This window comes from Micromonospora sp. DT47 (genome assembly GCF_049844475.1).
Lineage (GTDB): Bacteria > Actinomycetota > Actinomycetes > Mycobacteriales > Micromonosporaceae > Micromonospora.
This window is the reverse complement of the sequence record NZ_JBNCLC010000016.1, coordinates 125,950-138,362: the sequence shown is the minus strand read 5'-3', so window position 1 is coordinate 138,362 and position 12,413 is coordinate 125,950. Positions and strand designations below refer to the sequence as shown.

Sequence of the window (12,413 nt, the reverse complement as noted above, 5' to 3'; positions counted from 1 at the left end):
CCCGGAAGCTAAGCCCTCCAGCGCCGATGGTACTGCACTCGTGAGGGTGTGGGAGAGTAGGACGCCGCCGGACAATCATTCCATTCAGGGCCACCCTTCGGGGTGGCCCTGAATGCGTTTCCCCCCTTGTCGAATCGCGCACTTGCCGCAGGGGTCGAGACCTTTCCAGTAAGTCCTTCAGGCAGCAGTTCAGCCGAAGGTCAACACGAAGAAAGCCCATCGGGGGGTTCCGCGTCGACCACTCGTCTGGCTAGGTTTGGCCTGCTCACGGCTCCTGTGCCAGGTCAGACGGTCCTGCGTCAGGTGCGTCGGCGGGTGAGGTTCGGACAAGGGCCGAGACGGTGGATGGTAAGGCCCGCTTCACGGTGCCGGACTCAGACCCGGCCCTCAGCTGCCGAAGCGTCGGGGCGGTACGGGGGGTCTGGGAAGTACATGGTGTCTGGTGTCATGCCGCCGAATCTCATGGCGGTCAGTGATCTGTTGCTGCAGCGGGGGCCACTGTCCCCTGAGGATGTTTCCACCGTCCTGCGGGACAGCGGGATCGTCCTGGCCGCTTCACGACTGGCAAAGCTGCCCGAGCGTTTCCCGCATGCCTTCGTCCTCGACGAGCAGGGCAAGCTCGGCCTTCCCCGGCAGTCCGTGACGGCTTCCGACAGCGAGCCGGCGCACCGCCCGGTTCCGCCGATCGCGCCGGCGTGGCGGGCGGTGATCCCGCCGAGGACGATCGCACTGACCGAGATCGCTGTCGTCTCCGGACCGTCCCCGGCGGGGGACCTCGCGGTGGCACTGATGCGCGACGGGCAGTGCCAGATCTTCCCGGCAGGTGGCGATCAGATCGCGCAGGTTCGACGGTTCACCGCTGGGGCTCGCGGCGTCGTGGGCCACGCCCTGGACTGGTCGAAACTGCCCGCCGGCGTCTCGGCCGCCCTCCCTGAGGTACGGGTCGACCTGCGGCTGCTGGCGCTGCTTCAGGAGCCGACCAGGCCGAGTGCCCGGCTGGGTGAGCTGTGTGCGGCGCTGGACGTCGTACGAGAGACCGATGACCTGCGCGGTGAAGCGCTGGCCGTGGCGGGGTGCCTGCGGGCCGTCATGGCCCAGGTCGACCCTTCTGATTCGTCCTGGCATCTTGCTCGCGCCTGCCTCGCGGTGGCGGGTTCGGACGTGGCGCGTCTGCTGCCCGATGCTCCACCGCCGGACAGCGTCCGTGACGGTCTCGTCTGCAGGCCGGATCCGCTGCTCGAGCCCAGGGGTACGAGCTACCGGTCCGCGGTCGAGGCGGTGCGGGGGGTCTTCGGGCGCCTGACCGAACGTGGCTACGCGGCCCGCCCGTCTCAGCGGGAGATGTCCACCGCGGTTGCCGAGGTCCTCGACTCAGGCGGTCTGCTCGCCGTCGAGGCGCCCACCGGCACGGGCAAGTCGCTGGCCTATCTCACCCCCGCCGCTGGACGCGCCAGCGGCGAGACCCGACCGGTCGTGGTCGCCACCGCCACCAAGGTGCTGCAGCAGCAGCTGCGGCGGGACGTGGCCCGCCTTCGCGAGGAAGGGCTCTTCTCCGCCCCACTGCGCCAGATCTTCGGTGTCTCCAACTACATCTGCCCCCGCGAGATCGGAGCTGCTCTCGACGGCCCGGACGACAAGGAAGCGGATCACTGGTTGGCGCTGGCCGTCGCCATCCGTGGCCTCGCCGTCAGTGAGACCGGTGTGTGGGACGACATCAGCGACGCCGACCTGGTCGCGAGCCGCACGCCGTACCGGACGGCGCGGGACACGCTGCGAACCGACGCCCGGTCCTGCGAGCGGCAGCGGTGCGCATGGGCGGCGAAGTGTCCTCTGTACTCCCGGCTCGCCGGTCTGCGGGAGCGCCCCGGTGTCCTGTCCGTCAATCACGCACTGGTCGCCACCTGGGCCAAGCTGGCCCAACAGGGACAACGGAGTCCGGGGGACGTGCTCGCGGACGGCGCTGGCGACCTCGTGTTCGATGAGGCGCACGAGCTGGAGGATTCGCTGACGGCCGCGTGGACGGAGGTCGTCAGCCGACGCGAGCTGCTCGCCCTCGCCGCACGGCTCGACGGACGCTTCGGACTGGACCGTCAACTGCGCCGACTCGTTGCCTCAGGCATTGACCTGCGCGTCGGACGTCAGCTGCCGGCCATGGCGCGGCAGCTACGGCGCGACTGCGACACCCTGACCGCGACCGTCCAGAGCTACCTGCACGAGTACGGCGGTGCGGCCCGCTCCGCCGTGCCCCGCAGCGGCGTCGTCCACGGTCGCCCTGAGTATCGGCGACTCGTCGAGGAGGTCCACCGGACCGGTCGCGCCCTGCGCGAGCTGAACGGCGAACTCACCGGGGTGGAGACCGCGGTCCGGGCGCGTCTGGCCGAGGCCGACGGCGGCGCCTCGTCGCTGCTCAGAAGCGTGGCCACCCGGCTCGCCGGACTGATCCACACGGTCAGGGACGCGGGCGAGGTGTTGGGTCGGCTGCGGGATCTCCCCGACGAACACCTGTGGGTGTACCGGCTGTCGGCCGAGACCACGCCGGGCATGCCGTCGGGCCAGGAGAGCGCGGACGTGCTGGCGGACTGGACGTTCGAGTGCATCCCCATCGACGTCGGCCCGGCCTTCGCCGATGCCGTGGTGCGTCCCGCCCGCAGCGTCACCCTGACCAGTGCCACCCTCACCACCGGCGACACCTTCGACTACGTCGCCTCACGGCTGGGAATCCAGGTGGAGCGGGGCAGCAGCGAGCCAGGGGTGTTCGACGGCCGGCAATTGTCCAGCCCGTTCGACTACGCGGCGCAGTCGGCGGTGGTGCTCACCAGTCACCTGCCCGTTCCGGTGCCCAGCCAGGAGCGCGAGTTCGTCGAGGAACTGGCCCGCGACCAGGTCGGACTGTTGTCGCTGACCGGCGGCCGGTCGATGACCCTGTTCGCGGCCCGCCGGCGCATGCAGGCCGTCGCCGACCTGGTGCGGGGGCGACAGGGCGACGCCCTGGCCGAGCGGGGGGTCCGACTGCTCGTACAGGGTGAGGCCGGTCGTGCGGAGATCTCGGATCGGTTCCGCGCCGAACCCGGCAGCGTGGTGTACGGCCTGCGCTCCTACTGGCAGGGCTTCGACGCGCCGGGCGACACCCTGAGCTACCTGGTCGTCGAGAAGCCGCCGTACCCGCACCCGGACGATGCCGTGGTCAGCGCCCGGGCCCGGGCGATCGCCGACCGCGGCGGGGATCCCTTCCTGGACTACGTGGTGCCGAAGACGGCGGTGTTGCTGGCGCAGGGGTTCGGTCGGTTGATCCGCAGTGAGACCGACCGGGGTGTCGCGCTCATCTGCGACCGACGCATGCAGTCACCCAGCAGCGCCAACCGGCTGCTGCTGTCGACGTTGCCCGGCCCGCGGCTGCACCACGCCGTCGACCGCGACGACGCCTGGCGCTTCGCCCTGCGCTTCGTCACGGGCGAGGAGCCGGACCTGACCGCCGCGTTGGCGCTGGCCGGCAGCGAGGTCGACGCCGTCGTGCAGCGGTTGCGCCTGGTGCCGGGGGAGGACCCGGAGCCGAAGCTCCGTGAAGGCGCTCGCCTGTTGTTCGGGGTGCGGGAGCTGCGGGAGCCTCAGCTGCGGCTGATGCTGGCCCACCTCGCCGGCGCCGACACGGTCGGCGTTCTGCCCACCGGTACCGGTAAGTCGCTCTGTTTCCAACTGCCGGCCCTGCTGCGCCCGCAGGACCGCGCGACGGTGGTCGTCAGTCCGCTCGTTGCGTTGATCAAGGACCAGTTGGATGACCTTCGGGGTCGGCGCGGGCTGCGCGGTGTCCAGGGCATCACCGGCAGCACTCCCGCCACCGTCCGCAACGAGATCCTGCGGGACCTCGCCGCGGGAAAGGTACGGCTGCTGTACGTGTCACCGGAGCGTCTGGTGCGGGATCCGGTGTTGCGGGTGGCGTTGGAGCGACAGGACCTCGCCGGCCTGGTCGTCGACGAGGCGCACTGCGTCAGCGACTGGGGCCACGACTTCCGGCCGGAGTTCCGCCAGGTGTCCCGGGCCGTCGCCCACCTCGACCGCGCTCCGCGGATGGCGTTGACGGCCACCGCCACCCCGCCGGTGGTGCAGGACGTCGTCGCCACCCTGGAGCTGCGGGACCCGGTCATCGTCAGCCGGCCGTCGGACCGTCCGAACCTGCGTTTCCAGGTCACCAAGGTCACCGGTGAACGGGAACGTGCCCGGGAACTGCTCCGCATCGCCACCGCCATGGGTTCCACGCCCGGCATCGTGTACGCGTCACGACGGGCCGTCACCGAGGAGATCGCGGCGCTGCTGCGGCGCGCGGGGATGGCGGCCCGTCACTACCACGCGGGGATGGTGCCGGAGCAGCGCGAGACCGTCCAGGACGACTTCCTCGCCGGCACCACGCAGATCATCGTCGCCACCAAGGCCTTCGGCATGGGGGTGAACAAGCCGGACGTCGGCTGGGTGGTGCACTACGACCTGCCCGAGTCGCTGGACGCCTACGTGCAGGAGGCCGGGCGGGCCGCCCGCGCCGAGCACCTGCGTGGCGAGTGCGTCCTGCTCTACAGCGGCGGCGACATCGCCCGACGACGCGCCCACGTGGCCGACACCGCGGATTCCGACCGACTCGCCCAGTCCCGCCGGGTGCTGGCGCTGCTGGGCGAGCAACGCCGTCGTGGCGAGGACGTGGTGTTCGACCCGGAGGCTCTGGCTGAGGCGGTCGGCGTGGAGGCCGACGAGCTCAACGTGTTGCTGGGCTGGTTGGAACGCGCCGGCGCGGTGGAACAGCTGCCGGACTGTTCGGCGCGCGGCACCGTGCACGTCGGGGTGCGGGAGCCGGAGGACCAGCAGCAGCGGCGCCGGTTCCGGCACATGTCGGTGCTGCTGCGGATGCGGCCGCAGGTCGGCAGCCGCATCGACTTCGACCGGCTCGAACAGGAACACGGCATCGACCCCGACGAGCTGGAACGTGACCTGGTCGCCTGGTCTCTCGACCGGCTCATCACGTTCTCCTCGTCGCAGCGCTACCGCCGCCTGCGGCTGCTGGCCGCTGAGGTGGACACGGCCGTGTTGGCGCGGGAGATCCGACGGTGGAACGCCTGGCAGCGCGAACAGCTGCAGGCCGTCATCTCCTACGTCGGCGGCACCGGCTGCCGTCGCGCGACGATCGTGCGGTACTTCGGATTCCCCGCCTACACCTGCGGCAGCCAGCGCGAGGCGTGCGACGGATGTGGTGGACGGGCGGCATGGCATGATCTTCCAGCTTCGGCCGTGCCGGACCCGGAGCAGCTGGTCAACGTGGAGCTCACCGTCCTGCAGGCGGTGGCGTGGGCGTCGACGCTGCGCTCCGGCCGCTACGGGGAGGTCGGGCTGAAGGTGGCCGTGCTGGGAGCGGAGATGCTGGCGGGGGGTCACCCGATCGGGGCGGGGCTGCGCCGCTGCCCCCAGTTCGGTGCTCTGCGGTATGTCCGCGGCGCTGACCGGCGCTGGGACGAGGCGGCCGCGCGGCTGGTCGCCGAGGGGCTGCTCGTGCGCGACGACGTCCGCACCGACAGCAGGAGTTACACGAGTCTGGCGATCACGGATGCCGGGCGGGAACGGTTGGGGGGCCGGCGTGGGTGAATTGGTCAACGTCGAGCGGGTCATCACCGCGGAGCTGTTGGAGAACGGGGAGATTTCCCTCGGGCCGGCGGAGCAGACCCGGTTGGGGCTCCCCAGCCATTCCGCCGATCTGACGGTGGTGGCGGACGACGAGTCGTTGCCGGTGGCGTGGGTCGCCGGCCGCCGGCGGCTGCACGGGGAGGCGCTGGCCGAGTACCTGCAGGACACCGCGCGGGTGGGTGGGCTGCTGCGGCTCGAGCGGCGGGGCGGTGATGCCCTGCGGATCGTCGTCTCCGCCCCGGGGGTCCGCCTGTCGTCGGCCGCCCGGCTCCCCGGCGCTGTCACCTCCGGGCCGCGTACTCCGGTGGCCAGTGGGGCGGCCTCGGCCCGGTCCGCCGCGCGGCCGCAGCGCCGGGCGAGCAGCGGCGGCCGCTACCGGCTGCGCCAGCGCGAGGAGTACGCCTGGCAGGGTGAGATCGGCTTCCTCAAGAGCGCCCGTACCCACGTTGTGGGCGCGCTGAAGGACCGTGGCTGGGACCCGGCCGAGGCGGTCGAGATGCGGCTGGAAGGGGAGCGGCTGGCGACCCTGGACCAGTTCGACGAGCTGCTCGCGATCGACGCCGCGCACATCGAGCACATGCCGCATCAGGAGGCGGCGGCCCGTACGGTGCTGACCCGCATGGGTGGGCGGGGCATCCTCGCCGACGAGGTCGGTCTCGGCAAGACCGTCGAGGCGGGCCTGGTCCTCAAGGAGCTGATGCTGCGCGGCCTCGCCCAACGGGTCCTGATCATCTGTCCGGCCCCGCTGCGCGACCAGTGGCGCGACGAGCTGCGGGAGAAGTTCGACGAGGACTTCACCGTGGTGGCCAGCGGACAGGACGCCACGGCCTTCGACCAGGACCGGGTCATCATGACCCTGCAACTGCTGCTGCGGAACGTCGAGAAGTTCCGCAGGCGCTTCGATCTGGTCATCGTCGACGAAGCCCACCGCCTGTCCGGCGCGGGCGCGAAACGCACCCGTGAGGCCGTCGGCGGCCTCGTCGCGAAGGCGCCCCGCGCGCTGTTCCTGTCGGCCACACCGGTGCAGAACAACCTGCTGGAGCTGTACCGGCTGGTGGAGCTGCTGCGTCCCGGCACGTTCGACTCCGAGTACGACTTCTCCCGCCGGTTCGTGGACCGGGACGATCCACGTCGGCCCGTCAACGCCGTCGAGCTGCGCAAGCTGATCAGCAGTGTGGTGGTGCGCACCACCCGGCAGCAGGCCGGGGTCGACCGGGTGCACCGGATGCCTCCGCAGGACCACGGTGTGGTGCTGACCCCGCCGGAGCGTCAGCTGTACGACCTGCTGCTGCACACGCTGCGGCACCGGATGACCGGACCGGCCGACACGATGCGCCGCCGGCAGCTCGCGCTGCGGTTGACCGCCTCCCCGCAGGCGGTGTCGCGCAGCGCCCTGCGGATGGCCGAGCGGCAATCGGACCGGCAGTTGCAGCAGGTCCTCACCGAGATCGGTCACCTGGCCGGGGACATCCGGCACACCTCCCGCGAGCAGACCGCTCTGCACGTCGTCCGCCGCTGGCTCGACGAGCACGGTCGGGTGCTCATGTTCACCCAGCACACCGACACCCTCACCGGCATCCTGCGGCTGCTCGACGCCGACGGCATCAACGCCGCGCCCTTCCACGGCGGCATGACGCACGCCGCCCGCAGCGCTTCCGTCGCGGACTTCCGCTCCGGCCGCGCGCAGGTCCTGGTCTCCACCGACGCCGGGGCCGAGGGACAGAACCTCCAGGTCAGCAACTGCGTGCTCAACTACGACCTGCCGTGGAACCCGATGCGGGTCGAGCAGCGCATCGGCCGGGTGCACCGGCTCACCCAGACCCGTGACGTGCACATCGCGAACCTGTTCGCCCGCGACACCCTCGACGAGGCCGTCTACCGGCTGCTGCACGACAAGCTGGCCATGTTCGAGCTGCTGTTCGGCCAGGTGGTGACGGTCCTCGGTGAGCTCGAGGGCACCCAGGACTCCAGCATGGAGACCCGGGTGCTGGAGGCCCTCTACGCCAAGAGCGACGTCAGCATGCAGAGCCGGCTCGACGAGCTGGGCAGCCAGCTGGAACAGGCCCGCAGTCGGGCCATGACCATGATGACCGCCGACGCCGGGCTCAGTGACTGGCTCGCCCAACGGCAGGAGGAGCGCCGCCAGCGTGCCGCCCAACCGGAGGCCCGGGAACTGCTGCCGCAGGCCTCCGGACGTCCGCGTCGCCGGCAGAAGGACCTCGAACGGTTCGTCGGCCGTTTCCTGACGCTGGCCGGGGCGACGCTGACCCAACCGTCCGAAGGGCTCACCGTCGCCACCCTGCCCGACGACCTCGCCGCCGCGCTTGGGGGCCGCCGGGAGCTGTTCCTCGCCTTCACCAACGCCGCCCTCGACCACCATCCGGAGGCGCAGCTGTGCGTCGTCGGCTCCGAGCTGTTCGACGAACTGCTGGAGGTGCTGCGCGACCGGGGTGACCTGGCGGGGACCGTGGCCGCCATCCCGGAGGTGCACCAGACGCCGGCGCTCGCGCACAGCCCGGACGTGCAGCTCGTGAAACGCCACGTCGAACCGGCCGACGAGTGGGCCGCCCGCGCCACCTACCGGGTGCAGGAGGGCGCCACCAGCGGCAACCAGCAGCTGGCCACCGTCGCCGTCGGTCCGGTCGTCGCCACCGACCGGAACCGGGTGCCGCTGCCAGACGGCGCGGCCATGCCGGCGGCCCTGTCCGAGCCCAAGGTTCTCGACGTCGTCGACCGCCAGGCGGCCGTGCAGCTGCGGCACACCCTGCGCGAGGCCAGGGAGGCCGAGCAGCGGCGGCAGCGGGAGGCGCAGGAGACCCTCGTCGCCAACCTCGAGAAGCAGCTCGCGTCGGCGCAGAAGGACTGGCGCAAGCGACGGGACTCCCAGTCGTACGCCGACATGTACGAGCGGGAACGCCAACTCACCCGCGCCATCGAAGCCGCCCGCAGACCCCTCCCGAAGATCGCCGACACCGAACTGCGCGCCGAACTGCTCACCCTCGAGATGCACGGCTCGGACCAACTGGTGGTGGTGGAACGCTGGGAGCACCACAACGGCACCGTCCGCGAGCTGCGCTACCCGTGGACCGGCGACCTCGCCCGCCACGGCCTGACCTGTGAGGCCACCGGCGAGCCGCTGGCCACCCTGAGCCTGTGCGGCGGCGCCCACGTCGTCGACCGGTCGGCACTGTCGTCCTGCCGGACCTGCGACACCGACTGGTGCGGTGCCTGCGGACCGGAGCGGGCCGTACAGCCGTGCCGCGGCTGTGGTCGCGCCGCCTGTGGGACGTGCCGCTCCGGTGGCCCACTGTGTGGCAGCTGCGCCCGCCCGCAACGGGCAGCCGACCTGGACAACGACTGGGAGACCGGCTGGCGCCTCGGCGGGTCGGCCCATCTGCTGGTCGGGCAGCGCCACGCGGTGCTCGTCGACGCCGACGGCACCCGCCGCACGTTGGTGCCCGCCGCGGACGCCCACGACCCGGCGCGGGCCCGGCTCCGCGGGCTGGCCCACCGGCTGCGGCTGCCCGCCGGCGCCGGCCTGGTCGCGGCCGCCCCCAGGGTCAGCCCGGGCGCCCTGAGCGCCGGCAGCGTGTGGGCGCACGTGGCACCGTCGGTGTGGTGGACCTGGCGGCCCGACGGCAGCGCCGCCGTCGACCCCGGTCTGGTCGATGTGCTGCCGGAGCTCACCGGCCCGCCGGTCACGACCGAGGACGAGGCCGGCTTCAGCGCACTGCTGGCCGACCTGCGTCGCCGGCAACCAGCCCCGCCGGCTCCGGCCGTCGCCGCGATGCCGTTCGCGGTGGTACGGCGGGTCGATCTGCGCGACGGACAGTTCGTCTACCGCGAGTTGTGGCACGACGGCGACCGGGAACCCCGGGTCGCCCGGGAGGACAGCGAGCCGCTGCAGGTCAGCCGCCATGAGGTGGCACCGTTCTGCCGGCCGGTCGCGGAAACCGTGGTGGGGCCGGTCAGCGTCGAGGTCGACGCCCTGCACCGCTCCTACCTGTGCCTGCTCACCAATGGCACCCACAGCAGCACCCTGTTCGTCCCCGGGGTCGCCGGTGCGACGGTGCAGGCGGAGGACCATCTCGCGCGGACGGTGGCGGCGGCGGGCCTGCCCGCGGACCGCGTCGTCGTCAGGCACCCGTGGACCGCGCCGCCCGCCGTCGACCTGCGCTACAGCCCGGCTGCGGCCGACGTCACCGTGGAACGCAATGCCGAGACCATCCGGACGCTGGTCGCGCAGGACACGGGTGACCCGGAGACCGGGTTCCTCTCCGCGGACATCACCGCGAGCGAGTTCAGCGCGGCCCGGCCCACCGACGACGACGCCCTGCGCCAGGCGCTCGGTGCCCTGGCCGAACCGGTCGTTGCGGTCTCCGCCGCCGACTGCGTCACCGTCGACGAGCAGTGGCGCTCCCCGCACGGCGCCGCGACCCGCCGCTACCTGATCGCCCCGGCTCCGCCGTTGGACGCGCGGCTGCTCGACGGGCGGACCCTCGTCGCGCCCGGCGAGACGATCGCGGTGACCCTGGCGGACGGGAACACCGCCGGTGGCGACGTGTATGTGGACAGCCGCGGGCACCTCGTCGAGCACGAGCAGGTCGCTGGCTGTCCCGTCTGTTCCCGGGTCCACGGACCCTGCTGCGGTGACGACGGCGCCATCGCCGACTGCCGGTCCTGCCGGCGACCCGCGTGCGGCGCCTGCCGGTCGAACGACCCGTCCACGGTGGCGGAAACCCGGTGTGCGCGCTGCGGTGACCGGTCGTGCGGTGAATGCGCCCGGCAGTTGCCGGTCCACGCCTGCCAGCTGTGCGGCCGTGACGTCTGCCGGTCCTGCGGCCCGTCCCCGGTCTGCCTGACCTGCCAGCAGCTCACCCCGGCCAGCAGCGACCAGATCAGCGCACTACCCGCCGAGCTGTGCCCCGACGGACTCGCCGTGCTCATCGGTGAAGACGACGGCGGAACGGTGGCGGTGCTGCACGGCGCCACCCGTTCGGAGATCGCCGTCGTCTCGCCGTCCGGGCTGCACCGGTGGGAGACCGTCACCGCCGACGACGAGGACCTGCTGCGGGTACGGCTCGGCGCGGCGCGCCTGGCCGGACACGGTGACGTGACCCTGCGCGCCGCCCGCGCCGGGACGCCGCCGGGGCGCGCCGACTGGCTGGTGCTCGACCGGAGCCACAGCACGACCTTCCAGTGGGTCGTGCAGACCGACGCCGTCCGGCACGCGGGCAACACCTCCGGTCTGGCCGCGTCGCCCTCCGCCGGAGCCTGGGACGCCGACCTCACCGGCGCGTTCGACGCGGCCCTCCACGGTGGGGTGGCGGAGGTGTCCGTGCCGGCGCCGGCGCCGCCGGCCCGCCGTCAGGCGGTGCGTCGGCTCACCGCCGCCGTCACGCCGCCGCCGCCGGTCCGCACCGTCGCCAGCGCCTGCCGGCAGCACACGGAGACGATCCTGGCGCTCACCGCCGACGGCCTGGTGCGCCGCCGGACCGTCGGGAGCAAGATCCTCGAGCAACGTGCGGACTGGCAGCTGCCGGACGCGGCGCCGACCTGGGCGGGCGATGGCTGGCACCCCGAGCCGGAGATCGTCGTCGCCGCTGCCCTGGACGGCTGGACGGCGGTGATCGCCGCGGTCGGACGGCACACCCTGCTGGGGGTGCGACAGGGCGATGAGAAGCCGGTCTGGCACCCCCTCAGCGAGGACGCTGAAGAGGACCTGTCGCGGGCTGCGCTCGGCGTCGCGTTGCTCGGCGAGCGTGCGTTGGTGACGGTCGTCGCCCACACGCCGGTCGACCAGCTTCGCGGGCCCATGGTCCTGCGGGCGCGACTGCTGGCCCGTCGTACGTTCCCTGTGGTCGCCCGACAGCCGTTCGGGCAGCCGCGCCGGTCGGCGCTCTCGTCGGCGGCCGCGCTGGCGGCGTTCGCTCCCGAGGCCAGGCCCGCCGCCCCGACGACGGCCTCCGGCCTGCCGGAGCCGACGGTGCGGCAGCTGCGTGCCCGGTGGGCCGCCCATCGGATCGCCGAGGTCGACGTGGTCGTCGGGCTCGGCGTCGAGGAGCAGTGGCAGCTGCCCGCCGGCGACATGATCGGCGTCCGGTACCAGGTGCCGGCGGGACAGACCGTCGGCTACGTGCCGGACGCGGTCACCGGCGAGCAGCTCCAGCAGGCGTCCGCCTGTCGACGGCACCATCTGGTGAGGTGGCTGGAGGTGTGCAGCACCTGTCTGACCGCGACCTGCGCCGCGTGTCCCGACGCCGCGCGTCCCTGCGCCCTGTGTGGCGGACGGTTGTGCGGCGGCTGCGTGGCGGGACCGGACGGCCGGTGCGCGGCCTGCGCGAACCTTCGCAAGGTGGGGCTGCTGGATCGGGGCAAGTTCGGCGTGTCGCTGCGGGGAGCGGTCTGGCACAGCGTCGGGAAGCACGTCCAGGTCACGGTGCGCCGCGACAAGGACCGGTGGTCGTTGGAGCGGTGGGACAAGGACGGACGGGTCACGGGGGCCCTGGAAGGTGATGCGTTGCTGAGGGTCCGGCGCATGCTGGGCGACATCTCATGAGCAGCGGCCGAGCGCATCGAGGACGTGATCTTGTGGCGGGCATGACGACAACGGCAAGCTGACGCAGCTCTACCTGGACGACGAGAGCCTGCCCTCCCAGCTCGACCAGTTCGCGCGCCGACAGGCGTACCAGATGATCCGCCGTCGCGAGGGCACCGCCCGACGCGGAGCGGCCGCCGGCGTCACGGAGCTC

At 72.5% G+C, this 12,413-nt stretch carries 2 protein-coding genes and 1 rRNA gene; all 3 read left to right on the top strand.

Features of this window, described 5'->3' with window-relative positions; all coding sequences use genetic code 11:
• A 5S ribosomal RNA gene (gene rrf, locus ACLQ2U_RS22750) occupies window positions 1-73 on the top strand; the annotation flags it as partial.
• Window positions 74-447: 374 nt separating this feature from the next.
• The gene (locus ACLQ2U_RS22745; RefSeq protein WP_425752762.1) at window positions 448-5,622 is read left to right on the top strand and encodes a RecQ family ATP-dependent DNA helicase; all 5,175 of its coding nucleotides are present in this window, start codon (window positions 448-450) and stop codon (window positions 5,620-5,622) included.
• Window positions 5,615-12,220: an SNF2-related protein gene (locus ACLQ2U_RS22740; RefSeq protein ID WP_425752761.1), complete on the top strand. Its 6,606-nt coding sequence runs from the start codon at window positions 5,615-5,617 to the stop codon at window positions 12,218-12,220. Before ACLQ2U_RS22745 ends, ACLQ2U_RS22740 begins: the two co-directional genes overlap by 8 nt.
• The last annotated feature ends 193 nt before the right edge of the window (window positions 12,221-12,413 follow it).

Coding starts and splice junctions, on each gene's coding strand:
- ACLQ2U_RS22745 (WP_425752762.1), top strand. CDS start 448: ATGCCGCCGAATCTCATGGCGGTCAGTGATCTGTTGCTGCAGCGGGGG.